The sequence below is a fragment of the Mycolicibacterium alvei genome (genome assembly GCF_010727325.1).
In the GTDB taxonomy this organism is placed as follows: Bacteria; Actinomycetota; Actinomycetes; order Mycobacteriales; family Mycobacteriaceae; genus Mycobacterium; species Mycobacterium alvei.
Genome location: NZ_AP022565.1, coordinates 4,615,493 through 4,638,071, shown reverse-complemented (window position 1 = coordinate 4,638,071; position 22,579 = coordinate 4,615,493). Strand labels below are relative to the sequence as shown.

General features: G+C 65.8%; 26 protein-coding genes and 4 tRNA genes. 15 read left to right on the top strand and 15 right to left on the bottom strand.

The features are described from left to right. Positions 1–88 precede the first annotated feature (88 nt). Positions 89–1,195, bottom strand: coding sequence for an alkene reductase (locus G6N44_RS22090; RefSeq protein ID WP_163667669.1), 1,107 nt, complete (start codon positions 1,193–1,195; stop codon positions 89–91). Positions 1,196–1,318: 123 nt separating this feature from the next. Here G6N44_RS22090 and G6N44_RS22085 point away from each other — a divergent pair, with 123 nt between their 5' ends. After that, complete coding sequence (locus G6N44_RS22085) at positions 1,319–2,488, top strand: pyridoxal phosphate-dependent aminotransferase (protein ID WP_163667666.1); 1,170 nt, start codon at positions 1,319–1,321, stop codon at positions 2,486–2,488. On the opposite strand, the gene G6N44_RS22080 is transcribed toward G6N44_RS22085, so the two are convergent. The 4 genes from G6N44_RS22080 to G6N44_RS22065 all read right to left on the bottom strand — a co-directional run bounded on the left by G6N44_RS22080 (position 2,489) and on the right by G6N44_RS22065 (position 5,912). After that, positions 2,489–2,938, bottom strand: a complete 450-nt coding sequence (locus G6N44_RS22080; RefSeq protein ID WP_163667663.1) for an SRPBCC family protein — start codon at positions 2,936–2,938, stop codon at positions 2,489–2,491. 64 nt (positions 2,939–3,002) lie between these two features. Further along, entirely contained in the window at positions 3,003–3,878 is an 876-nt protein-coding gene (locus tag G6N44_RS22075; protein ID WP_163667661.1) for a universal stress protein, read from the bottom strand. Then, positions 3,871–4,770: a universal stress protein gene (locus tag G6N44_RS22070; protein WP_163667657.1), complete on the bottom strand. Its 900-nt coding sequence runs from the start codon at positions 4,768–4,770 to the stop codon at positions 3,871–3,873. Before G6N44_RS22070 ends, G6N44_RS22075 begins: the two co-directional genes overlap by 8 nt. 59 nt (positions 4,771–4,829) lie before the next feature. Continuing rightward, entirely contained in the window at positions 4,830–5,912 is a 1,083-nt protein-coding gene (locus G6N44_RS22065; RefSeq protein WP_163667654.1) for a CaiB/BaiF CoA transferase family protein, read from the bottom strand. Positions 5,913–5,929: 17 nt separating this feature from the next. On the opposite strand from G6N44_RS22065, the gene G6N44_RS22060 reads away from it, so the two are divergent. Next, a complete protein-coding gene (locus G6N44_RS22060; protein WP_163667651.1) occupies positions 5,930–7,597 on the top strand; it encodes an alpha-keto acid decarboxylase family protein in 1,668 nt (555 codons plus the stop codon). Between the two features lie 4 nt (positions 7,598–7,601). Here G6N44_RS22060 and G6N44_RS22055 read toward each other — a convergent pair whose 3' ends face one another. From G6N44_RS22055 to G6N44_RS22045, 3 genes are all read right to left on the bottom strand, one after another. Continuing rightward, entirely contained in the window at positions 7,602–8,042 is a 441-nt protein-coding gene (locus G6N44_RS22055; protein ID WP_163667648.1) for an SRPBCC family protein, read from the bottom strand. A gap of 79 nt (positions 8,043–8,121) precedes the next feature. Further along, positions 8,122–9,678, bottom strand: a complete 1,557-nt coding sequence (locus G6N44_RS22050) for a phytoene desaturase family protein (protein ID WP_163667645.1) — start codon at positions 9,676–9,678, stop codon at positions 8,122–8,124. Positions 9,679–9,727: 49 nt separating this feature from the next. Continuing rightward, positions 9,728–10,333, bottom strand: a complete 606-nt coding sequence (locus G6N44_RS22045; RefSeq protein ID WP_163667642.1) for a TetR/AcrR family transcriptional regulator — start codon at positions 10,331–10,333, stop codon at positions 9,728–9,730. An 88-nt stretch (positions 10,334–10,421) separates the two neighbouring features. Here G6N44_RS22045 and G6N44_RS22040 point away from each other — a divergent pair, with 88 nt between their 5' ends. After that, entirely contained in the window at positions 10,422–10,898 is a 477-nt protein-coding gene (locus tag G6N44_RS22040; RefSeq protein WP_163667638.1) for a DUF2834 domain-containing protein, read from the top strand. Here G6N44_RS22040 and G6N44_RS22035 read toward each other — a convergent pair. Both G6N44_RS22035 and G6N44_RS22030 read right to left on the bottom strand, forming a co-directional pair. Beyond that, the gene (locus G6N44_RS22035) at positions 10,891–11,475 is read right to left on the bottom strand and encodes a TetR/AcrR family transcriptional regulator (RefSeq protein WP_235682839.1); all 585 of its coding nucleotides are present in this window, start codon (positions 11,473–11,475) and stop codon (positions 10,891–10,893) included. The two genes, G6N44_RS22040 and G6N44_RS22035, sit on opposite strands and share 8 nt — an antisense overlap. Positions 11,476–11,514: 39 nt before the next feature. Continuing rightward, positions 11,515–11,775 (bottom strand): hypothetical protein, encoded by a 261-nt coding sequence (locus tag G6N44_RS22030; protein WP_235682838.1) that lies wholly within the window; start codon positions 11,773–11,775, stop codon positions 11,515–11,517. Positions 11,776–11,978: 203 nt separating this feature from the next. Between G6N44_RS22030 and G6N44_RS22025 the strand changes: the two genes are divergently transcribed. After that, positions 11,979–12,737, top strand: coding sequence for a L,D-transpeptidase (locus G6N44_RS22025; protein WP_372508163.1), 759 nt, complete (start codon positions 11,979–11,981; stop codon positions 12,735–12,737). A 52-nt stretch (positions 12,738–12,789) separates the two neighbouring features. Here the strand turns inward: G6N44_RS22025 and G6N44_RS22020 are convergent. The 3 genes from G6N44_RS22020 to G6N44_RS22010 form a co-directional block, all read right to left on the bottom strand. Further along, positions 12,790–12,863 (bottom strand) — tRNA-Phe (locus G6N44_RS22020). A 38-nt stretch (positions 12,864–12,901) separates the two neighbouring features. Beyond that, positions 12,902–12,978, bottom strand: a tRNA-Asp gene (locus tag G6N44_RS22015). A gap of 35 nt (positions 12,979–13,013) precedes the next feature. Further along, positions 13,014–13,086, bottom strand: a tRNA-Glu gene (locus tag G6N44_RS22010). 133 nt (positions 13,087–13,219) lie between these two features. Between G6N44_RS22010 and G6N44_RS22005 the strand changes: the two genes are divergently transcribed. Beyond that, positions 13,220–13,295 (top strand) — tRNA-Lys (locus G6N44_RS22005). Positions 13,296–13,316: 21 nt separating this feature from the next. Here G6N44_RS22005 and G6N44_RS22000 read toward each other — a convergent pair. Then, a complete protein-coding gene (locus tag G6N44_RS22000; RefSeq protein ID WP_163667630.1) occupies positions 13,317–14,486 on the bottom strand; it encodes a site-specific integrase in 1,170 nt (389 codons plus the stop codon). After that, positions 14,476–15,114: a helix-turn-helix domain-containing protein gene (locus G6N44_RS21995; RefSeq protein ID WP_163667627.1), complete on the bottom strand. Its 639-nt coding sequence runs from the start codon at positions 15,112–15,114 to the stop codon at positions 14,476–14,478. The genes G6N44_RS22000 and G6N44_RS21995 overlap by 11 nt, the downstream gene beginning before the upstream one ends. Before the next feature lie 120 nt (positions 15,115–15,234). Here G6N44_RS21995 and G6N44_RS21990 point away from each other — a divergent pair, with 120 nt between their 5' ends. The 10 genes from G6N44_RS21990 (at position 15,235) to G6N44_RS21945 (ending at position 22,522) form a co-directional block, all read left to right on the top strand. After that, positions 15,235–15,426 (top strand): helix-turn-helix transcriptional regulator, encoded by a 192-nt coding sequence (locus G6N44_RS21990; protein ID WP_163667624.1) that lies wholly within the window; start codon positions 15,235–15,237, stop codon positions 15,424–15,426. 148 nt (positions 15,427–15,574) lie between these two features. Continuing rightward, complete coding sequence (locus G6N44_RS21985) at positions 15,575–16,081, top strand: hypothetical protein (RefSeq protein ID WP_163667622.1); 507 nt, start codon at positions 15,575–15,577, stop codon at positions 16,079–16,081. Continuing rightward, positions 16,078–16,455 carry a DUF2742 domain-containing protein gene (locus tag G6N44_RS21980; RefSeq protein ID WP_163667619.1) on the top strand — a complete coding sequence of 126 codons (378 nt, stop codon included), beginning with the start codon at positions 16,078–16,080 and terminating at the stop codon, positions 16,453–16,455. The genes G6N44_RS21985 and G6N44_RS21980 overlap by 4 nt, the downstream gene beginning before the upstream one ends. Then, positions 16,452–17,825, top strand: a complete 1,374-nt coding sequence (locus tag G6N44_RS21975) for an AAA family ATPase (RefSeq protein ID WP_163667616.1) — start codon at positions 16,452–16,454, stop codon at positions 17,823–17,825. The genes G6N44_RS21980 and G6N44_RS21975 overlap by 4 nt, the downstream gene beginning before the upstream one ends. Further along, a complete protein-coding gene (locus tag G6N44_RS21970; RefSeq protein WP_163667613.1) occupies positions 17,822–18,373 on the top strand; it encodes a hypothetical protein in 552 nt (183 codons plus the stop codon). The genes G6N44_RS21975 and G6N44_RS21970 overlap by 4 nt, the downstream gene beginning before the upstream one ends. Further along, entirely contained in the window at positions 18,370–18,705 is a 336-nt protein-coding gene (locus G6N44_RS21965) for a hypothetical protein (protein WP_163667611.1), read from the top strand. Before G6N44_RS21970 ends, G6N44_RS21965 begins: the two co-directional genes overlap by 4 nt. 403 nt (positions 18,706–19,108) lie before the next feature. Then, a complete protein-coding gene (locus G6N44_RS21960; protein ID WP_163667608.1) occupies positions 19,109–20,569 on the top strand; it encodes a terminase large subunit domain-containing protein in 1,461 nt (486 codons plus the stop codon). After that, positions 20,566–21,867 (top strand): phage portal protein, encoded by a 1,302-nt coding sequence (locus G6N44_RS21955; RefSeq protein ID WP_163667605.1) that lies wholly within the window; start codon positions 20,566–20,568, stop codon positions 21,865–21,867. The genes G6N44_RS21960 and G6N44_RS21955 overlap by 4 nt, the downstream gene beginning before the upstream one ends. Continuing rightward, positions 21,867–22,052: a hypothetical protein gene (locus G6N44_RS21950; protein ID WP_163667602.1), complete on the top strand. Its 186-nt coding sequence runs from the start codon at positions 21,867–21,869 to the stop codon at positions 22,050–22,052. Before G6N44_RS21955 ends, G6N44_RS21950 begins: the two co-directional genes overlap by 1 nt. Continuing rightward, entirely contained in the window at positions 22,049–22,522 is a 474-nt protein-coding gene (locus tag G6N44_RS21945) for a hypothetical protein (protein WP_163667599.1), read from the top strand. Before G6N44_RS21950 ends, G6N44_RS21945 begins: the two co-directional genes overlap by 4 nt. The last annotated feature ends 57 nt before the right edge of the window (positions 22,523–22,579 follow it).

Sequence of the window (22,579 nt, the reverse complement as noted above, 5' to 3'; positions counted from 1 at the left end):
GCGCCCGGCGAAGACCAGCGACCCGCAGGTAGAAATCGGTGCGACGACGGCGCCAACCGTGTCACACCAGGCGCGAAATCACCCGACGTCAGGCCGAGCGGGGCTCCTCGATCTCGATCAGCGACGGGTAGTCGGTGTACCCGCTCGGCCCGGGAGCGTAGAAAGTCGACACGTCGGGTTCGTTGAGTTCGGCACCCAGGATCAGCCGGTCGATCAGGTCCGGGTTCGCCAGGTACGCCCGCCCCACCGCTGCCGCGCTGATCGCGCCCCACTCCGCATAACCCTCCAGTGCCGAGAAGTCGGTGCCGGAGGCGCGACCGGTATTGAGGACGAACGTCCCCGACCACAAGGCGCGGATGACGCCGAAGGTCCGGGTGGCCGGGTCGATGAGCACGTGCAGGTAGGCCAGACCCAGCGGGGCGATTCGCGCCAGCAATGCCTCATAGGCGCCGACCGTGTCGTTCTCGTGCATGTCCCCGGCGGTGTTGCCGGGCGAGATACGCAGCCCGACCCGACCCGCGCCGATCTCGTCGACGACGGCCTCGACCACCTCGGCGGTCAACCTGGCCCGGTTCTCCGGCGAACCGCCATAGGCATCGGTGCGCTGATTGACCACATCGGAGGCGAACTGGTGCAGCAGGTAGCCGTTGGCGCCGTGGATCTCCACGCCGTCCATGCCGGCGTCGATCGCCCGGCGCGCGGCGGTGCGGAACTGTTCGACGATCGCCGGGATCTCGGCGGTATCCAGTGCTCGCGGCGTCTGCAGCGCCTTCTTGCCGGTGGGTGTGTGGGTGACCACATCGGCCGCGATCGCCGATGGCGCGACGGCCTCGAACCCGCTGATCTCGGGGTGCGCCATCCGGCCGACGTGCCACAACTGGACGAACATCTTGCCGCCGGCGGCATGCACCGAATCGGCGATCTCGGCCCAGCCCTGCTGATGGCGGTCGGTGTAGATGCCCGGGGTGTTCAGGTAGGCGCCGTTGGCGGTCTCGGCGACAGCGGTGGCCTCGCTGATGATCACGCCCGCACCCGCACGCTGCGAGTAGTACTGCGCGGCCAACGGCGAGGGGGTGCCGTCGGCATCGGCGCGCGAACGTGTCAGCGGCGCCATGAACAGACGGTTCGCGGCGGCGGTGTCGCCGACCTGGATCGGCTGAAGCAGTGCGGCGTCGGCGTTCAGTTTGTAGGTCACGCCGCTCTAAAGCGTCGTGAGCGCGGCAATCATTCCCGCCGAGCGTGCATCCAGATCTCGGATTCGTCGATTTCCACGATCTGTGCGCACGCTGGGTGTCTCCGAGCACCTACTGTCGACGGCATGACCGTGCAGAGACTGCAGCCCTTCGCCGTCACGATCTTCGCGGAGATGTCTGCGCTGGCCGGCCGACTGGGCGCGGTCAACCTGGGCCAGGGTTTCCCGGACGAGGACGGCCCGGCCGAGATGCTCAAGGTGGCGCAGCATGCGATCTCCGAAGGCCACAACCAGTACCCGCCCGGCCTCGGCATCCCCGAGTTGCGCCATGCCATCGCCGCACAGCGCAAACGCCACTACGGCATCGATTACGACCCCGACACCGAGGTCCTGGTGACAGTCGGCGCCACCGAGGCCATCGCCGCGTCGGTTCTCGGCCTGGTGGAACCGGGCTCGGAGGTGCTGGTGATAGAGCCGTTCTACGACTCCTACTCCCCGGTGATCGCGATGGCCGGGTGTGTACGCAGCGCGGTCCCGCTGGTTGCCGACGGGACCGGGTTCGCGATCGACGTCGAAGGACTCCGCCGCGCCGTCACGCCCAAGACCCGTGCGCTGATCCTCAACTCCCCGCACAACCCCACCGGCGCCGTGGCCTCCGACGCCGAGCTACGCGCCATCGCTGCACTGGCCATCGAGCACGACCTGCTGGTGATCACCGACGAGGTCTACGAGCAGTTGGTGTTCGGCGTCGAACACCTGCCGCTGGCCGGCTACCCCGGTATGGCCGAGCGCACGGTGACCATCTCCAGCGCCGCCAAGATGTTCAACGTCACCGGCTGGAAGATCGGCTGGGCCTGCGGGCCAACGGAATTGATCGCCGGGGTGCGCGCCGCCAAGCAGTACCTGAGCTATGTGGGCGGCGGACCGTTCCAGCCCGCGGTGGCCCACGCGCTCAATCACGAGGACGGCTGGGTGGCCGACCTGCGGGAGTCGTTCCAGACCAAGCGGGATCGACTGGGCAACGCACTGGCCGATATCGGGTTCGAGGTGCACGACAGCCGCGGCACGTACTTTCTGTGCGCCGACCCGCGGCCACTGGGCTATTCGGACAGCACGCAGTTCTGTGCCGAACTGCCGCACACCGCGGGGGTGGCGGCAATCCCGATGTCGGCGTTCTGCGATGCCGAGGCGCCGCATGCCGATCTGTGGAATCACCTGGTGCGCTTCGCATTCTGCAAACGAAACGACACCATGGAAGAGGCCATCCGACGGCTGGACGTGCTCCGCAGACGCTGACTAGATCAATCGGTGCCGTGAATTCCTCATGACGCGCTGACGCAGCCGCTCGATGGCGACGTCGAGAACGAGTGTCTTTGCCCGCTTGATGAGGAACTCCGGCACCGGCACCGCGAGGTCGACGATGACGTCGAACCGCACCCGCGTCCGATCCACCTCGGGCGTCAGGTTGTATTCGACATGCTGGCCACATTGCTGCCGGTTGGGTTCGGCATCCCACACCATCCAGTGGTCGCCCCAGTGGAACTCGAGGAGCTCTTTGTCGGTGATGCCCAATACCCGCAGGGTGGTCTTGACGTGGTGGGGCTTGCCGTCCGGATAGCGGTCTATGACCTTGACGCGACGGTGCATCGCAGACCAGGACGGCAGCGCGTCGACGTCGGCGAGCACCTCCATGATCGCCTCCGGCGAGGAGTCGAACACCGCCTCGCGTGATGCCTGCACGGCCACGCCCTCAAATCTAGCGACGCGCGCCGTCCCATGTGCGGTTCTTCGTATTGAGGTCCAGCGACAATCAGTTGGATTGCCGCGCAACGATCACCGGTGCAGTGGATGAATGCACCACCGCGGAGCTGACCGAGCCGAGCAACATCCCGGCGAATCCACCCCGGCCCCGGTTGCCGACCACCACGAGCTGGGCGGTTTCGGCCTGAGCCAGCAATTGCCGGGCCGGCTGATCGGGCATGACCACCCGCCGAACGGCGACGTCGGGATACCGCTCGCCCCACCCGGCCAGCTGTTCAGCCAGTGCACGCTCGGCCTCGGAGCTCAGATCCTCCCACCTGACGGAGGGGAACTCGAAGTTCAGGTCCGTCCAGGTGTGGAGGACCACGAGCTCCACACCGCGCCGCGACGCCTCGTCGAATGCGATCGCGGTGGCGAGCTCAGACGCAGGTGACCCGTCGACCCCGACCACGACGGGCGCCGTCGACGGGCGTTCGTCGTGGGGGATCACCGCCACCGGACCGTGGGCGTGGTGCGCCAGACTCGAGCTCACCGATCCGAGCAGTCGTCGTCCCCATTTGCCCAGGCCACGGGAACCCACGACCACCAGCTCAGCCTGGCGTGAGTACTCGATGAGCGTCGCAACCGCATGCCCCGGAACAGCTTTCGCAACGATGTTCAGCGGGTGCGTCCCGGCTGCGTCCGCGGCGACCCGGCGGGCGGCATCGAGGACCTCCTGACCCTGCTGGTCCTGATAGTCCCAATATTCCTGAGGCAGAGCCACATCCAACCAGACCGGGGACGCGGCGCCCGGCGATGCATACACCAACGTGAGCTCGACGCTCCGCGACACCGCGGCTTTGGCAGCCCACGACACTGCGTTGTCCGATGCCGGCGACCCGTCAACCCCGACGACGATGCCGTGCCGAAGGTTGTGTTCAGGCATCCGAATCTCCTTGTGCCCGACAGATCATCACCGGTACCGGACTGTGGTGCAGCAGGTTCAGGCTGGTCGAGCCGAGCAATACTCCGGCCAGCGCATTGCGGCCGCGAGACCCGACCACCACGAGTCCGGAATCATCGACGTGCTTCAGCACCGCCTTGCCGGGCGAGTCGGGCTCGATGAAACATTTGGCGTCGACGCCCGGGTGGTTCTTGTTGTGGACGTCGACGGTCTCGGTCAGCGCCATCAGTTCGGCGGACTCCACCCCGTCCCAGTCGATCAGCAGTGGGATGGTGACACCGGTCTCGGCGGGTGCGGTCAACGACAGCGACCGCACGGCGTTGACCGACTGGCCGAACCGATCGGCGAATTCGAAGGCCGTCTCCAGCGCGGTCTGCGCGGCGGGGCTGTCGTCGACCCCGACGATGACCGGGCCGTCCCCGGGGTCGACCCGGTCCCCGCGGAAGGCGACCACCGGGCACGCGGCCCGAGTGGCCACGGACAGCGCCGTCGACCCAAGCAGCAGCGCCGCGGCCGGTGTGACCGTCTTACCGCCGAGGACGACGAGCCGCGCCTGCCGGCTGGCCTCGATCAGCACCTGGTCGGCGGGTTCGTTGAATGAGTCCGTGGATACCGACAGCTCGGGGTGATCGGCGCGTACGGCCTCCTCCGCGGCCTTGAGGAACGCCTGGGCCATGTCGCGCTGATACGACATCATCGCCGCGGTCAGGGCGGCCGCGGTCTGAGTCAGGTTGCGGCCGATGGACGGTAGGGCGTGCACGATGCGCAGCGGCGCGCCGAACCGCGCGGCGACCGCGCCTGCCCAGCGAGCCGCGCCGAGCGCGCCGTCACTGCCGTCGATTCCGACTACTACTGGTGCGTCCGAGGAAGTCACACCCCCATCGTGGCCGCTTCAGAGCCCGATTGCCAGGGCACAAAGTCCCTGCGCGCCGGTCAGGTCCAGCCGATGTCGTCGATGTCGGTGCTCGACTGTGGCGGCTGACCGGGTGAACTCGGCGGCGTCCGGGAGAACCGCGGGGCCGGGGCGGCCTGTGCGACACCGTCGACGGTGACCAGGGTCGAGCGGGCCAGCAGGTGCTCGCCTTCGGCAGCCTCGCCCCAGGTGAGCACCGGTGTCACACATGCATCGGTGCCGGCGAAGATCTCGGTCCACTCGTCGCGGGTCTTGGTGGCGAAGCGCTCGGTGAAGATGGCCCGCATCTGGTCATAGCGGGCCAGTTCGAACTGCCCGGGGATCTCGGCGGCGTCCAGGCCGAGACCGGCCACCAGCTGCGCGAAGAACTGCGGTTCGATCGATCCGACCGCCATGTAGCCCCCGTCGGAGGTCTCATAGGTCCGATAGTAGGGGGCGCCGCCGTCGAGCAGGAACGACTCGCGCTCGTCACGCAACGATCCGGTGGCCCGCATTGTCCACATCATCTGCGCCAGCATGCTGACCCCGTCGACCATCGCAGCATCGATCACCTGCCCCTTGCCGGAGCGTTCCCGCTCGTACAACGCGGTGACGATACCGACGACGACGAGCATCGAACCGCCACCGAAATCGGCGACCAGGTTCAGGGGCGCCACCGGCGGACGGTCGCGGTAGCCGATCGCGCTGAGCGCACCCGTCTGCGACAGGTAGTTGATGTCGTGGCCGGCGGTGGTGGCCAGCGGTCCGTCCTGACCCCAGCCGGTGATCCGGGCGAAGATCAGCCGCGGATTGACGGCCTCACACTCGGCCGGCCCGATCCCGAGACGTTCGCAGGTGCCGGGACGGAAACAATCCAGCAGCACATCGGCTTTGGCGACCAGATCCAGCAACTTGCCGGGCTCGGACTTGACGTCCAGGTCGACGATGCGCTTGCCGCGATGCATCAGATCGACATTCTCGGCAGGCATCGTCAGGCCACCCGGCCGGCGCACCCGCACCACGTCGGCACCCAGGTCCGAGAGCATCATCGCGGCGTGTGGCCCGGGGCCGATGCCGCCCAGTTCGATAACTCGCACTCCGGCGAGCGGTCCGGTGTTGGTCATGCGAGGCACACTAAGGGATGGGCGAAATCGGGTACACCGTCGGCGACTATCTCCTGGACCGCCTCGCCGAACTCGGCGTGACCGAGATGTTCGGCGTTCCCGGCGACTATCAAATGGAATTCCTCGACCACATCCTGGCTCACCCGACGCTGCGCTGGGTGGGCGGCGCCAACGAGCTCAACGCCGGCTACGCGGCCGACGGCTACGGCCGGCTGCGCGGGATGGCCGCGCTGGTCACCACGTTCGGGGTCGGTGAACTGTCGGCGGCCAATGCGATCGCGGGCAGTTATGCCGAACACGTGCCGGTAGTGCACATCGTCGGCGCGCCGTCCAAGGATTCCCAGGCGGCACGTCGGATCGTGCACCACACTCTGGGTGACGGCGACTTCGATCACTTCCTGCGGATCAGTCGTGAGATCACCTGCGCCCAAGCGGATCTGGCGCCGGCAACGGCGACCCGAGAGATCGACCGGGTGCTCTCGGAGGTGCGTGAGCAGAAGCGGCCCGGCTACCTGTTGATCGCCACCGACGTGGCCCGGTTCCCCACCGAACGTCCCACCACGCCGCTGCCGCGCTACACCGGCGGCACCAGTCCGCGAGCACTCGCGATGTTCACCGCAGCGGCCGCCGAGATGATCGCCGACCACCGGTTGACCGTGCTGGCCGATTTCCTGGTGCACCGACTGGACTGCGTCGACCAACTCAATGCCCTGCTGGCGGCCGACACCATCGCCCACGCCACCCTGATGTGGGGCAAGAGCCTGGTCGACGAGAGCTCACCCAACTATCTGGGCATCTATGCCGGTGCGGCCAGCGAGGATTCGGTGCGCGAGGCGATCGAGGATGCTCCGGTGCTGGTGACCGCGGGTGTGTTGTTCACCGACATGGTCAGCGGGTTCTTCAGCCAGCGCATCGACCCGGCCCGCACCATCGACATCGGCGTCAACCAGAGTGTGGTGGCCGGGCAGGTGTACGCCCCGCTGGACATGTCGGCCGCACTCGACGCCGTCACCGCGATCCTCACCGAGCGTGGCATCACCTCACCGGCGCTACCCCCGCTGCCAGCCCGGCCACACACCGACCCTCCGGCCCGGGAAGCCGCCCTGACCCAGGAAGCCCTGTGGGACAGGCTTTCTCAAGCGCTGACCCCGGGCAATGTGGTGCTCGCCGATCAAGGCACGTCGTTCTACGGAATGGCCGGGCACCGGCTGCCCTCAGGGGTGACGTTCATCGGCCAACCCCTGTGGGGCTCGATCGGCTACGGCTTGCCCGCCGCGCTCGGCGCCGGTCTGGCCGATCGGGACCGTCGCACGGTGCTGCTCATCGGTGACGGCGCCGCCCAGCTGACCATCCAGGAACTCGGGGCGTTCGGCCGCGAAGGGCTGTCCCCCGTCGTGGTGGTGGTCAACAACGACGGATATACCGTGGAACGCGCAATCCACGGGGTCACAGCCGAATACAACGACATCACCGGCTGGCGCTGGACCGAACTGCCCGCGGCGCTGGGCGTCTCGGATGCGCTCACCTTCCGGGTCAGCACCTACGGCGAACTCGACGACGCGCTGACGACGGCGGCGGCCACCCCCGACCGCATGGTGTTCGTCGAGGTGATGCTGGGCCGGATGGACATCCCGCCACTGCTGACCGAGTTGGCGCAGTCCGCCGCGGACGCCAACTCGAGCTGACCGGCTACCCCTTCTTGACCTTGAGCACCTGCTTGCGCAGGCCTTCGGTAGCGGTCTCCACGCCGCCCTTCATGGTCCGCTTCAGGATGAAGCCGGGCATCGGCACCGACAGATCGATGGTGATGTCGAACCGGACCTTGGTCTTGTCACCGTCGGGGGTCAGGGTGTAGCTGGCGTCCTGGGCCTTGAGCTGGCCGGCCCGCACCAGCGTCCAGCTGACCTTGTTCTCACTCCAGGTGTATTCGATGACCTGCTCGTCGGTCAACCCGGCGGCCTTGACCGTCATCTTCACCTGCTTGGGCCGGCCGTCGTCGTAGGACTCGAGGATCTCGGCACGCTGGTATTGGGGCGACCAGGTCGGCGTCGCCTCGACATCGGCGACGACGTCGAGGATCTCCTGTGGGGTCGCCTCGATCACTACTTCACGGGAATCGCTGGTTGCCATGCGGCGAGATTACCCGGGGCTACGCTCGCCGATGTGCGCAATGCCCACGATCCCGGTGCGCGACCGAGTGGAGCCCCGTTCAGTCGCCCAGCACGGCCTTGGCGGCGTTGTAGCCGGGGATGAAGGTGATCCCCGGCCCACCGTGACACCCGGCGCTGGCCAGATATAGACCGTCAATGGGAATCGGTTGACCGACATGCCCTTTGGGGCCGGGACGGTTGGGGCCCATCTGCTCGGGATGGATCAGGCCGTGGCAGTAGTCGCCGCCCGGCGCGCCGAACATCGTGCCCATGTGGCGCGGCGTGAAGGTGGTGTGTCGGATGATCCGCTGCTCGAAATCAGGCGCCAACCGGCTGATCTTCTCGATGACCCGCCGGCCCATCTCGTCCTTGAGTTCGCCGTAGCCGGACGCCGACTCCTCGACCGGGAACCACAACGCGAACGCCGAGGCGGCGTGCTTGCCCGGCGGGGCCAGCGTCGGGTCATGAGCCGACGGGATCTGAAAGGCGACGGCGGGATCGGCGGGCACGATCCCGCGGCGGGCGTCCTGCCACTGCTGCTGCAGTTCTTCCGGAGTGCTGAAAATGCCGATGGCAGCCTGCATTTCCGGGTCGTTGAGCAGCTCATAGGGGGCGTCGAAGGTGGGCGCTCCGTCGAGCGCGAAATGCATCTGCAGATAGCTGCCGCGATGGTCGATCCGGGTGAACCGCTCACGCACCTCGGCCGGCAGCGCCTCGGGATCGATCAGCTTGGTCACCGTGATGTCCGGGGCGATCGCCGACACCACGACGGGCGCGGTGATCGTGGTGCCGTCGGCCAACCGCACTCCGGTGATCCGGCCGTTGTCGACGGCTATCCGGTCGACGCTGCTGCGCAACCGCAGTTCACCCCCGGCGGCGGTCAGCAGCGCATGCAGATGGTCGGTCAAGGCGCCGATCCCGCCCGCCAGCTTCTTCATCAGCACGGCGTTCTCGTCGGGCACCGCCAGTCCGTAGGCCAGGGCGGCCGCACTGCCCGGCGTTTCGGGTCCGCGGTAGGTGGTGTTGACCGCCAGAAAGGCCAGCATGCCGCGCAACGCGCCGTGTTTGTCCTTGTCCGGCAGGTACCGGTCCAGGACATCACTGACCGATCCGAATAGCAGGTCATCGATGGCCAACCGCTCGGATTCTGTTGCTGCGCAGGCATACATCTCGTCGAGGGTGCGGGGTGGACGGCCTGCGTCGAAGCGGCCCAGAGCCCGAGTGGGCGCCAAACTCCAGGTCATCAGGCCCGCCATCCCGGCCACCGCGTCGGCGCCGTGAACCTCACCGAGGTGGCCCAGCATCTTCATCGGGTCGGCGTAGTAGACGACCGGCCGGTCACCGATTCCGCGCAGCGATACCGACATGACCTCCAGACCCACGGTCGGCAAGGTGTCCAGCCCCAACTCGGCACTCACGACGGCCGAGGTGGGGAACTGCAACGACCCGGCGATCTCGAACCGGTAGCCGTCGAAAAGCTCGACGGTCGAAGCCATCCCGCCGGCGTATCGCTTGGCCTCCAGGCACAGAGTGCGCCTTCCGGCCCGCGCCAACAGGGCCGCCGCAGCCAGTCCGTTGTGCCCGGCCCCGATCACGATCGCGTCGTATTCCGCCATCGACTGAGGCTGACACCGAGCGTGATGTTTTGTCAATAATGACAAAACATCAGGCCAGCCCCGATCGCAGCGCTTCCAGCGCGGTCCGGCACATCCGGGCCAGTTCGGGCAGGGACCGCTCCCCCGCCTCGTTGCCGATCATCCACAACTCCATGGCACCGAACACCGAAGCCGCCACACATCGGGCGGTCACCGCGATCCGCAGTCGGTCATCCCCCTGCGGCAGCTGGCCGCTACGCGCCACGAGTAGCTCGGCCACCGCGTCGGCGAAGTCCGATTCGACCTGGCGGATGTGGCGCACGATCCGGTCGGGGTCGAGTTCCACCGCCCGCATGCCGGCGATCTTGGTTACCGCATCGACGTCGTAGGGGAAGGCCAGGATCGCCGACTGCACCGAGTCGAGGATCGATTCGGACGCGGGTCGTTCGGCCAGCGCCGCACGAAACCAGTGCAGGCCGGCGTCGTAGTCCGCGAACAGGAGGTCGTGTTTGGACGTGAAATGCCTGTAGAACGTGCGCAGCGAGACGCCGGCGTCGGCGGCGATCTGTTCGGCCGAGGTGTCCTCGACGCCCTGGGCAAGAAATCGCACCAACGCGGCCTGCCGCAACGCCTCTCGTGTGCGCTCACTGCGCGCGGTCTGCGCGGGTTTGGCCATAGCAGTGAAATTACCGCACGGCCGATCGATCCCCGGACCCTCAAATGTCAATATTGACAAAACTTCGGAAGGCGAGTGTGCTCACGTCATGGTGTCGCTCATCGTTCATGCAATTCTGGGCGTGACCGTCGTCGCGCTCGTGATCCGTCTCAATCCCGGCATCTTCGCCCGCCCGCCCGGGCCGGCCCTGTCCCGGGTCGAACTCGCCTTCTACGTCGTCGGCCTCGCATCGATCCCGATCTGCTGGTACTTCAACATGAAGTTCGTCGCGCAGTACGGCCAACCGGGCGGCAATCCGATCTGGGGGCCCGGAAGTTGGCAGGAGTTCATCGCGCTCGGGTACGCCAACCCCGCCGCGGGCTCCGCCAGCGCCGACTACACCATCGCCAATGTCATTCTGCTGCCACTATTTACGATCATCGACGGGCTACGACGCGGCATCCGTCACCCCTGGCTGTTCTTTGTCGCGAGCCTGTTCACCAGCTTCGCGTTCGCATTCGCGTTCTACTTCGCCACCATCGAACGGCAGCGCCGCCACCAACAGGCCGCGGTCGCCGTCAGCTGAGCGGGGTCAACATCGCGGTGCAGGCCTGCACGGCGTCCTCGATGATCTCCCCGACATCGCCGCCCGTCTCGACGGTCATCGCGGTGAGTTCACGCAACCCACCGATCATCATGATGGTGCGGCGCCGTGAAATCGACACTCCGGCCGAGCGGAAGACCTCGGAGCTCGTCATCACCTCCACCATCGCGACGAAGTTCTCCATCGACTCGCGCTGCAACGCCCGCGCCGCCGTCCCCATGGTCGGCAGATCGCGAATCCAGGCCAGCATCAACTCGGGGTGGGCCTGATACGAGCCGATCCACGCCTCGACCGCCTGGCGGACCTGAGCCTGCCACGGAGCATCCCTGTCGACCACGCGGGTGATCTCCCGCACATGCTTGGTGTTGACCGTGGTCAACAGCGCAACGAAACATTCCTCACGGCTCGCGAAGTGCTCATAGAAGGTGCGACGCGACGTCTTGGCCCGCCGCACGATGTCGGCGACTGTGGTGTTCTGATAGCCGTCCTCGATGACCGACTGAATCATCGCATCGAGCAACCGCGACCGGAACGCGCTCTTGTCGGTTTCAACCGACATCGTGGGACTGTTCATCTCGGGCTGTCATGGTAATGCCGCTCAGCGGCGGACGGTGGGGCTATGGCCGACGCTGGACCGCGCGCCCGGGTTGGCCGCCGGTGGCCGGTTCTGCCGGAAGCTCAGACAGACCCCGAGATTGCCGCCCACACACGGCACGCCATTGACGGTCGGCACCGGTCCACCGGAGCGATTCCCGGTCGGATCCAGCGCTGCCGGTTCGGCGGCGGCAGACGGCACAAAGATCATGCCGGCGACACAGCAACCAACCAGCACCCGCGGTACCCGGGCAACTTTCGGCATCTTCCTCACGCTTTCGTCTGCGATTACACAAGCCTAGCCGCGCAGACGATCGGCCGATCGTCGTGACCGGACTCGAGAACGGGGGTGGCCGGTTCGCCACTGTTTTACCGGACAGACCTGACCAGCGATGACACGATGGTGCGATGAGTGATGGGACGTCGGGAAGACTATTCGGCGCTGTGAGGGCAGCCGGAGCGGCTTCGATGGTGGGCTGTGCACTCGTACTCAGCGTGGGCACCGCGCAGGCAGATCCGGCACCGTTCGAGCCACCGCGGCTTGTCCCCGTCGACGGCTCGACCGTCGGGGTGGCCCAGCCGATCATCATCAACTTCCCCGGACCCGTCGACGATGCCGGAGCCACCGAGAACGCCATCCACGTCTCGTCGGTACCGGAAGTTCCCGGCAAGTTCTACTGGATGACCCCCACCCAGCTGCGTTGGCGTCCGCTGAGTTTCTGGCCCGCCCATACCGCGGTCACCGTCGACGCCGGCGGCACGGTGTCCAATTTCAATACCGGAGACACGTTGGTGGCCACGGCCAACGACACCACCCACCAAATGACCGTCACCCGCAACGGGGCCGTGGAGAAAACCATCCCGATGTCGATGGGAATGGCAGCCGGTGGCCACCAAACTCCGAACGGCACCTACTACGTCCAAGAAAAGATGCCCTCGGTGGTGATGGATTCGTCGACCTACGGCGTCCCGGTCAACTCGGCCTACGGATACAAGCTGACGGTCGATCTGGCCGTCCGGTTCGACGACAGCGGCGACTTCGTACACAGCGCCCCATGGTCGGTCGCCGATCAGGGCAAGCGCGACGTCAGTCACGGCTGCATCAACATCAGCCCCGCCAACGCGAGGTGGTTCTTCGACAACTTCGGCGCCGGCGATCCCATCATCGTGCAGAACTCCACCGGCACCTACTCCCGGCACGACGGCTCCAACGATTGGCAGATCTGATCCGGAAGGGCAAGAAACAGAAAAACCCACCGTCGCCGGTGGGTTCTCTCAGTGGCCAGGGCCGGGATCGAACCGGCGACCTTCCGCTTTTCAGGCGGACGCTCGTACCAACTGAGCTACCTGGCCGGAAGGCCGTCGGCCTAGACCGAAGTGCCTCGCCGTGATGGCGACCCTGACGGGACTCGAACCCGCGACCTCCGCCGTGACAGGGCGGCGCGCTAACCAACTGCGCCACAGGGCCTTGCTTTCCTGCGTGCTCCGCGTTCCCGCGTTGCGTACCCCCAACGGGATTCGAACCCGTGCTACCGCCGTGAAAGGGCGGCGTCCTAGGCCACTAGACGATGGGGGCCTATCCGAATCTCTCCGGGGTACTCATCAACCTCGTTCGTTGGGAGCTTCGATAGCTTAGGGTACAGATGCCCAAATCCTCAAACCCGGTGGTCGCAACAGGAAAATCACCATCTTGTACCCTGTCTTCTCGCGCCCCTATAGCTCAGTTGGTAGAGCTACGGACTTTTAATCCGCAGGTCCCAGGTTCGAGCCCTGGTGGGGGCACCAAAATGGCCACAAGGCCATCGTTTATTCATCGCCTACGGCGGTGTCCAAAAGCGCCGCTACCTCGGCGTGCACCTTCCCGCGGCGCATGTAGCGGTCCTGGGTCATCGACACCTTGGAGTGCCCGAGCTGGTCCGCCCCGATGCGCGCCGACATGCCGGCGTCGTCGATCAGCGTGGCCACCGACTTACGGAACGAGTGACTCGTCACGTCCGGCACTCCGAGGTCCGCTCGGACCCGGCGCCATTGCTTGTCGAAGTTGTCCGGATCCCGTAGACCGCCCGCGGTGCTCGCGAAGATCATCCGCTGCTCCCCGATGAAGGGTTTCGCTCGACGCTCAGCGAGCGCAGCGATAGCGAACCCGGGCAACGGCACCGTACGCTCGGCCGAGTCCGTCTTGCCTGTGTCCAACCGCCTCAGGCCCACACCCTTGATCCGGGCGATCTTTCCCGACACCGAGATCGTCCCGGCCGCCTCGTCGTAGTCCTGCCAGCGCAGCGCCAACAGCTCAGACCGTCGCAGCCCTGTAGCAACGAACAGGGTGATCGGGTCGACGAGATCGGCGCGCTCACACGCCTCAGATGCCCGCAGCTTTCCGAGCATGTCTCGCAGCTCGACGCTGTCCAGTGGCCGAGCGCCCTTCGGTTTCCGCTCCGAAGTAATCCGAGACACCTGGGCCACGGGGTTGGCCTCGATCACATCATCGAGCACCGCGATCTGGAGAGCACCGCGTAGAAGCGTCCGGCCGTGCCGAGCCATGTTTGCGCCGTGCGCGGCCTTCAGTGAACGGATCACCGCGTTCAGCCGTCCCGGTGTCGCCTCGCCCACCCGCAACGACTTGCTGAACTTGGCCAGCTTGCCCGCGGCGCTGCGGTATGTCGTCATCGTGGCCGGCGCCTTACCGTCCGATTCCAGCAGTTCTAGGTGCTGATCGACGAGCACTGAGACCTTGGTATCCGTCGTGATGTCACCGGACACGCCAGGTGGCCGGCGCTCTCCCAGCGACTCGACCAGTGCGTCCTCGGCCGCCTTGCCATGCTTGTCGTCCTGTCCGTCTGGGCTGCGCCGCTCAACGATCCGCGTCACTCCATCGAAATCACGAAAACGACAGCGCGCCAACCACACTCCGACACCTAACTGCTTGCGTGTGATCTTTCCATGCTGCCCAATCCGCAGCGGAGGCCTACCCGCCATAGCCATCCCTCTCCAATGAGGAAGCCAGCAGTGCGATGTACTCATCAAGATCACCTGCAAGTTGTCGAAGTGCGGCCGCTTCAGCGTCTGCAGTGAACGGCGTCGACCTGCCGTAGCCATGCGGGTCGCCCTGGGCCGTTGCAACCAACCTCACGTGCGCCTTCAGCCGGTCAATTGCGTCGATCTCGGGCCGCTTGTCCCGCAACCTCCTAGCTTGTCGGGACTTAGCTGCGGCGTCCCAAAACTCTTCGGACACCTTGGCATCTATATGGGTTCCGTACGGCAGTTGCCGCCACGGGCTACGGCCGGAAATCCACGCGTCAAGCTGACCAGGATTAAGTGGTGGAATCCCCTCGGCCACAACAAGATCGCCCCCGTCAACAGGAATGAGAAGGTCAATAATGCTGGTGTTCAAAGCCACTGCGATCGTCAAAAGCTCATCCACGGTGACCCGACGATCCCCTTTTTCGAGTGCGGTCAAGCCTGACGGAAGCAGCTTCATGCCGCGCTTCTCAAGTTGCGCGATGAAGTCTCGACCACTTATGTCGCGCACCTTCCGGATGCGTTTGATGTTCGCCGCAATTGCAGTTCGAACGTCCGTCGTCTTGGGGGTGGATTCATCAGACACATGGGCATAGTAACCGAAATTCGGTAAATCCGAACCGGGTTGCTCCTTGACGAATTGAGAACGTTCGGGCAAGATTCAGCTCAGCCGAACGTGATTCGGATAAACCGAACGGAGTAACGAATGTCCGAAGACTGCTGGCTGACACGCCCAGAGGTCGGCGAACGCCTGCGGGTGCCCGATAAGACGCTCGCGCAATGGGCGAGTCAAGGCAAAGGTCCCAAGTATGCCCGGTTCGGTCGCCATGCCCGCTACCGGCTGAGTGACGTAATGGCCTGGGAGAACGAACAGTTCAGTGGCGGAGACGCCGCGTGATGTGGGTACAAGCCGACCACGCCGACCTGGGACTGATACCCGACAGCGATAACACGCCGGATCTGCGCCCCGGAAAAAACGACGACCCCAGGGCTGCCACCCCGAGGCCGTCAAAACCAACCCTCACCAGAAAGTAGGTAACTCCATCATGACATCACGCACCGACAACGCCAAGCCCGCTGCTCTGGCGTTCTTCGATACCGAGCCGGTCAACCTGGACCCGCCCGCCCCGGGTCTGCCCAGCGGCGCGGACCCCGAAAACTCCGATGATTGGCAGACGGCAACGCCCACTGAACCCGCCTACCGCTGCGTGTGGACCCCCGGCGCAGCGGGCACGGATACAGACGTCCGCGGTGTCGTTGTGCAGTGGGGAGACGGCACGATCGCCACCGAGGGCGACGACGCGCCGCTGGTCTACATCAACGCCTCCTGCTATCAGCCCGACGAGGCCCGCGAGATCGCCGAGGCTATCCACAAGGTCGCCGATCAGGTGGACCAGTGGGCCGGCCGCGGCAGCGCAGACGCCGCCATGATCGCCGCACACCGAGCCGTGCGGACCGCGTACACCCTGCTACGCACCGCACCAGGCAACGCCGGGGACTACCTGCGCGCCGCACTCGACAGCCTCATCGACGCCACCGAAGCGATCCGATGACCGACCGGACAGTGGAGACCCGCGCCGACCGTGGCGCGGGTTCTCCGCAACTTTGCGGACGCCCGCAAGATTCACAGCAAGTCGCTTGGTGGCCCGTCCACGAGTTCATCACCGCCGCTGTCGCACAAGCGAATTACGGCCCGCTCCCCATCGCCGGAACCCCGGCATGGTGCGAACTCGCAGACGGCGATCCCCGAAAGCTGCTGGCGCTCGCCGTCGCTGGAGACCATCACGTACTCCGCGTAGAGACCGCCCAGGCCGCGATGGCCGAGGCATCCCGCGAGATCTCCGCAGCCGCCGACTGGACCGCGATGGCCCAGCGGATCCGCAACCGCCACAGCAGCGCCCACATACCCCGAAGGAAGTCAGCGTGACAGAACCACACCCCGACGACCCCGGTCCGGCCGAACCTGGCACCCCGGCCGCACCCCGCCGCCTGGTCGTCACCCGCGGATCACACGTCAAGGCAAAGAAGTTGGTGTGGTGGGAACTGGGGTTGATCCTCCAGTACGCCATCAACCTCCTGGCCGCACGCGAGGGTAAAGGCAAGAGCACAGTGGCATCCAGTTGGGCTGCCCGCGAGACCCGCAACGGTGGAACCGTTCTATGGATTGGCACCGAGGAGTCCCGAGAATCCGCCATCGTCCCGAGGCTGATCGCCAACGGCGCCGACATGGACCGCGTCATCTTCGTCGACGTACAGACCGACCTCGGAACCGGCGCATTGGTGTTCCCCTTGGACCTCTACGCCATCGAGAACACCATCCGCGAGTACGGCGTCACCATGCTTTTCCTCGACCCCGCCAAGGCCGTTGTACCGCCCGGATTCTCCGGCAACGACGACATCGCCGTCCGGCAGTACCTCGAACCCATCGCCGCCCTGGCCGACCGCTGCAAGGTCACCATCATTGGCCTCGCACACTTCGGCAAGCGCGACGGCGCCGACTCCGGACAGCTCATGCTCGGCAGCGTCGCCTGGTCCCAGGTCGCCCGCTGCGTGCTCTCCATCGCCGAGGACCCCGACACTGGTACTCGCGTGCTGACCAACACCAAGGCCAACTACGCGGGTACCGACCGCTCGGTGGAGTTTCGGATCGCCAGCACCACCGTGGACACCGACGACGGCCCCACCGAGATCGGTGCAGTCGAATGGCTCGGCGACACCACAGTCGACGCCAGAGATCTCCTCGGTGGCGATGGAGGCGACGACGCTGGGGAGCGCACCGCCGCCGAACACTGGCTACAGGACTACCTCACAGCGAACGGTGAGACCCCCTCGAAAACCGTCAAGATCGAGGCGGCCAAGGAAAAGATCAGTGAGCGAACGCTGAAGCGAGCAAAGAAGCACCTCGGCGTAATCGACCGCTCATCAGGGTTCCCGAGGACCTCGACCTGGCAGCTTCCCAGTCAGGCCAGCGGTGGCCCAACTGGGGGTGTCATGCAAGACCGTGGCCCAACTGGCCCAACTGGGCACGACCAGCAAGAACAGGATGGCCCAACTGAGGCAAATCCACAGTTGGGCCAACCCTTCACGTCTGGCCCAACTGGTGACCCGACTGAGCACTCGCCGGCCCTCACCGCGCCGACGCCCCTTGACGCACGCAAGCAAGGGCTGCGTACCCGCCGCACCATCACCGTCAAGGGCAAAGAAGTACCCCGCTGCTACATCTGCAGCAAGCCCGTCATGGCAGAGCAAGGTGATGCCCACCTGTCATGCCTCAGCAAAGAAGAAGCCGCCTCATGAGCCGCCGCGTCATCTTCCCCGACCCCGACATCTGGACACGCAAGGAGCACCCCATGACCGACCAAGCCACACCCACCAACGCCGCCGACTACCGCCGCGCCGCTGCACTCACAGTCCACCACCGACAAGGCAACCCCGCCGGCGTCGTGGCCATCATCGACGAAACCAACACCACCGGCCGCGCCGCCCACCTCCTCCTCGCAACCCTCGGCCTCCACCACAACTTCATCGCCACACTGCGCACACGCGACGGCATCAACCTCATGGCCGACTACATCCACGGCATCGCCACCCTCGACCCCACCGAGTCGCCCGGTACCGAGATCTGCCGCGCCGCCCGCATCCTCGAATGCCACGGCCTCCAGGACCTCGACGGCATCGACCACGAGATCCGGTCAGCCATCGACGACCAACGCGCCACCGAGACGTTCATCGCGCTGCTCGATCACTACGAAGTCGCCCTACCCGAACTGTCCTCCAACGTCGGCATCGGCTGGATACAGGACCACATCACCGCCCTGGCCAATGAGGAGGCGCAAGACCAGTGATCGGCAACGACACCATCACCCTGATCCAGCACGTACAGATCGGCGTCGACGAGTTCATGGTGCCCATCTACGACAACGTGGAGACCACCATCACCGGCTGCTCATTCCAAGCAGGACAGCCCACCGAGGACACCGCTCTCATGACCACCATCGTCAGCGCCACAGCCCGCGTCTACATGCCCGTCACCGCAGTCACCCGGACCATCAAGTCCACTGACCAGATCAAGCACGCCGGCCTGACCTACCACGTCCGCGGTCCCATCGTCATCCCCACCGACCTCGCCGGCCGCGAGGACCACGTGTGGTGCATCGCCGAATGGACCGCCGGCTGATGACCCTCACCGCCTGCCTCGACTGTGGCGAACCATGCAACGGGCCACGCTGCCCCGACCACACCATCACCCGACCCGACACCAGGACCAGACCCTCAGCATCCGCACGCGGCTATGACGCGAACTGGACCAAACTGTCCAAGCAAGCACGCCGTATGCAACCGTGGTGCTCCGACTGCGGTGCCACCGAGGACCTGCAGGCCGACCACACCCCAGAAGCCTGGGCACGTAAGGCCGCTGGCCTGACCATCCGCCTGCAGGACGTCCAGGTCCTCTGCGGACCGTGCAACCGCGCCGCCGGTGCCGCACGCGGCCAGACAGCCACCAGGGGGATGCCCCCGGGGGTACCGCCACAGACCCCCTGTCCTCTAGGCAAAGTTTGCGTTTCACACCGGGGCCAGACATGAAAGCAGGGCCAAAAGGGCAGGTCAAGGCCGCACCGCTGGACCTCTCGAAGCTCCCCACCGAGCGCGCCGAACGCCGGCTGGCGTTCATCCACGACTATCTGCGGGTGCCCAAGGGCGTCGGTGCTGGTATGCCGGTGACGCTGAGGGGGTTTCAGACCGAGATCATCCGGGGTGCGTTCGCGCCGGGTATCCGTACAGGTCTGGTGTCGGTGGCGCGTGCTAACGGCAAGACGGGCCTGGCCGCGATGCTCGCGGTGACTGAGTTGTTCGCCGGGGATGCCAGCGCCGAGGTTCTGGTGGTCGCCAGCGACCAAAGGCAAGCAAATATCACGTTGCGAATGGCACGGCGCATGATCGAACTGACACCGGAGCTGGCCGACCGTGCCCAGATCTTCGCGGATCGGATCGTGGTGCCGCACAACGATGCCATCCTGTTGCCGTTGCCGGCCGAGCCGGGTGCCCTGCATGGTCATGATCCGTCGCTGCTGATCGTCGACGAGTTGCACGTGGTCAGTGAAGCGGTCTGGGAGGCCGTGACGTCGGTGTCGGGTAAGCGGCCCGAGTCGCTGACGTTGGCGATCTCCACCCCGTCGTCGTCGCCGGACTGCATCATGTGGCGCCTGGTGGAGCACGGCCGCGCCGGGGACGATCCGGCGTTCTATCTGCGTGAGTTCGCCGCCCCGGACGGCTGCGATATCGGGGACCGGGAGGCGTGGCGTACCGCGAACCCTGCGTTGGCGTGTGAGGACCCGTTCCTGGCTGAGGACGGTCTCGAGGCTGCCCGTCGGACGTTGCGCGAGCCGGTGTTTCGGCAGTTGCGTCTGGGCCAGTGGGTGACTGGTGTTGAGGCGTGGTTGCCGTGGGGTGCCTGGGATGCCTGCGTGGACCATGTTGCCGGCGCCGGCAAGAAGGGTCAGCGTGTGGTCCTGGCGTTCGACGGGTCCGCGTCTCGTGACTCCACGGCCCTGGTCGCTTGCACTCTCGACGGGCATCTGTTCGTTGAAGGCCTGTGGGAGAACCCCGGCGATCCGCGCTGGCGTGTGCCGCGGGAGGACGTGACCCGAGCCGTCGACGTGGCGTTCGCCAAGTACGACGTCGTCGAGCTGGCGTGCGATCCGTGGGGGTGGCGCAGCGAGATCGAAGACTGGGCCAAGCGGCACGGTGAGCGCCGGGTGATCGAGTGGAACACCGCACACGCGGCCCGCATGGCACCGGCCACCGACCGGCTGTATCAGGCAGTCGTCACCCAGCAGGTGACACATGACGGGGATACCCGGATGGCCGCGCACTTCGCGCACTGCGTGGCCAAACCAACCCCACAGGGCGATCTCGTCAGCAAGGACAAGCGTGGTTCGCCGCGCAAGATCGACGCCGCCGTGGCCGCCATCGTGGCCTACGACCGTGCGGCATTCCACCAACAACGAAACCGTAAGCGAGTGAGGAGTTTTGCATCATGACCCTGTTAGGTGATCTTCTTCAACGGCTCAATGAGCCGGTGGCCCGGTACGCCGATCTGGACCGGTATTACCAGGGCAAGCAACCGTTGGCGTTCCTGTCGCCGGAGGCCAAGGTGGCGCTGGGCAACAGGTTCGGCATCATGTCCAGCAATATCCCGCGGCTGGCCGTCACGGCGCTGGCTGAGCGGCTGCGCATCACAGGATTCTCAGACCCCAGCATCTGGCCAGACTGGATCCGGTGCAACCTCGATCAACTGGCCGGTGTGGCGCACCGCGAGGCCCTGCTGCTCGGAGACTCCTACGTGATCGTGTGGGCTGACGCGCTCGGCCGCCCACAGGTCACTGTCGAGTCTGCGAATCAGGTTGCCGTACTGAGTGATCCGGGCAGCCGGGAAACCTATGCGGCGATCAAACGGTGGGAGGACACCAACCTCAAAACCACCGAGGCCGTGATGTATCTGCGGGACAAGATCGTCCGGCTACGCGCCGAGCAACAGGGTGCTGTGGCCAACGGCTTCAAGCAGATTGACGAGTTCCCCAACCCGCTCGGTGTGGTCCCTGTGGTCAACCTGCGCAACACCGACCGCATCATCGGCGACTGGGGCGGCTCGGAGATAGACGACCTCAAACCCCTCGTGGACGCTTTGAACAAGTCGCTTGCGGACATGATGGTCACCTCGGAATATGTTGGCCGGCCACGCCGCTGGGCAACGGGCATCGAACTGACCGAGGAACCCGTCCTCGATGACAACGGTGATCCGGTCCTCGATGACGACGGCCAGCCGCTGATGACCGAGGTGAACCCGATCCCCGAGGGCCACCGGGCGATGATCTCGGAGAGTGACGCCGCCAAGTTCGGGCAACTGCAATCCGCAGACCTCGGTGGCTACGAGGCCAGCGTGCGGGTCATCCTCGGTCAGATCATGGCCGTGTCCACACTGCCGGCGCACTACGTCGGAGTGTTCACCGACAACCCGGCATCTGCTGATGCACTGCGCGCCGCCGAGGCCTCACTGACCGCTCGCGCCGAGGCCCGACAGGCCACATTCGGACGGGCCTGGGAACAGGTGGCCCGCCTGATGATCGCCGTACGGGATGGCAGCGACCCCAACCAGATAGACGACATTCGAGTGCACTGGGCTGACGCCGCAACCCGCAGCGTGGCGCAGGAGGCCGACGCCGTGGTGAAGCTGTACCAGGCCGGCCTACTCCCGCAGTCCTACGCGCTGGGCAAGCTCGGATACTCCGACGACGAGATCGCCAAGATCACCGCGACCACGATGCCAGTGGTGGCGTGATGCGCATCGCCGCCAAGGAAGTCGAACCCAAGATCGTCGTCATGGCCGACACCGCGCGGCCGGTCCGGATGCGCACCGGCGCATTGACCTACATGTTCACCGAGGCCGAAGCAATCGAGCTGGCCGACAAGCTCGTTGACGCTGTCGACGAGATTAGAACCACCAACAGGAAGGCAGCACCATGACCGAACAGAACACCGAGGCGGATACCGCCGGACCTGATGTCGGCAGTAGCGACACCGAGGGTGTAGCCCAGATCGACACCCCTGATGGGGGTGACATTTCGGATGTGACCCCTGAAGGGTCGGATCTGGAATCCGAGCAAGATCCCGAGACGTTCCCGCGTGAGTATGTCGAGAAGCTGCGCACCGAGAACGGCAAGTACCGCCAGCGTGCGAGTGAGGCCGACTCCCTCGCAAACCGGCTGCACACTGAACTGGTCCGGGCCACAGGCAAACTCGCCGATCCGACCGACCTGCCGTTCGACGCCGAGCACCTCGAAGACACTGACAAGCTGTCAGTCGCTATCAACGAATTGCTCGAAACCAAGCCGCATCTGGCCACTCGCCGGCCATCCGGTGACATCGGTCAGGGCCAGCGTGGTCCGGCCACCGGATCGTTCTCGCTACTCGGGATGCTCAAAGAACGAACCTGAGCGCGCTACACTCAACCCTGTACGGGCCTGGTGCCCACACGACTGACGTCCTGGCGA

Coding starts and splice junctions, on each gene's coding strand:
- G6N44_RS22085 (WP_163667666.1), top strand. CDS start 1,319: ATGACCGTGCAGAGACTGCAGCCCTTCGCCGTCACGATCTTCGCGGAG.
- G6N44_RS22075 (WP_163667661.1), bottom strand. CDS start 3,878: ATGCCTGAACACAACCTTCGGCACGGCATCGTCGTCGGGGTTGACGGG.
- G6N44_RS22065 (WP_163667654.1), bottom strand. CDS start 5,912: ATGACCAACACCGGACCGCTCGCCGGAGTGCGAGTTATCGAACTGGGC.
- G6N44_RS22060 (WP_163667651.1), top strand. CDS start 5,930: ATGGGCGAAATCGGGTACACCGTCGGCGACTATCTCCTGGACCGCCTC.
- G6N44_RS22055 (WP_163667648.1), bottom strand. CDS start 8,042: ATGGCAACCAGCGATTCCCGTGAAGTAGTGATCGAGGCGACCCCACAG.
- G6N44_RS22050 (WP_163667645.1), bottom strand. CDS start 9,678: ATGGCGGAATACGACGCGATCGTGATCGGGGCCGGGCACAACGGACTG.
- G6N44_RS22045 (WP_163667642.1), bottom strand. CDS start 10,333: ATGGCCAAACCCGCGCAGACCGCGCGCAGTGAGCGCACACGAGAGGCG.
- G6N44_RS22040 (WP_163667638.1), top strand. CDS start 10,422: ATGGTGTCGCTCATCGTTCATGCAATTCTGGGCGTGACCGTCGTCGCG.
- G6N44_RS22035 (WP_235682839.1), bottom strand. CDS start 11,475: ATGTCGGTTGAAACCGACAAGAGCGCGTTCCGGTCGCGGTTGCTCGAT.
- G6N44_RS22030 (WP_235682838.1), bottom strand. CDS start 11,775: ATGCCGAAAGTTGCCCGGGTACCGCGGGTGCTGGTTGGTTGCTGTGTC.
- G6N44_RS22025 (WP_372508163.1), top strand. CDS start 11,979: ATGGTGGGCTGTGCACTCGTACTCAGCGTGGGCACCGCGCAGGCAGAT.
- G6N44_RS22000 (WP_163667630.1), bottom strand. CDS start 14,486: ATGGCGGGTAGGCCTCCGCTGCGGATTGGGCAGCATGGAAAGATCACA.
- G6N44_RS21990 (WP_163667624.1), top strand. CDS start 15,235: ATGTCCGAAGACTGCTGGCTGACACGCCCAGAGGTCGGCGAACGCCTG.
- G6N44_RS21985 (WP_163667622.1), top strand. CDS start 15,575: ATGACATCACGCACCGACAACGCCAAGCCCGCTGCTCTGGCGTTCTTC.
- G6N44_RS21980 (WP_163667619.1), top strand. CDS start 16,078: ATGACCGACCGGACAGTGGAGACCCGCGCCGACCGTGGCGCGGGTTCT.
- G6N44_RS21970 (WP_163667613.1), top strand. CDS start 17,822: ATGAGCCGCCGCGTCATCTTCCCCGACCCCGACATCTGGACACGCAAG.
- G6N44_RS21960 (WP_163667608.1), top strand. CDS start 19,109: ATGAAAGCAGGGCCAAAAGGGCAGGTCAAGGCCGCACCGCTGGACCTC.
- G6N44_RS21955 (WP_163667605.1), top strand. CDS start 20,566: ATGACCCTGTTAGGTGATCTTCTTCAACGGCTCAATGAGCCGGTGGCC.
- G6N44_RS21950 (WP_163667602.1), top strand. CDS start 21,867: ATGCGCATCGCCGCCAAGGAAGTCGAACCCAAGATCGTCGTCATGGCC.
- G6N44_RS21945 (WP_163667599.1), top strand. CDS start 22,049: ATGACCGAACAGAACACCGAGGCGGATACCGCCGGACCTGATGTCGGC.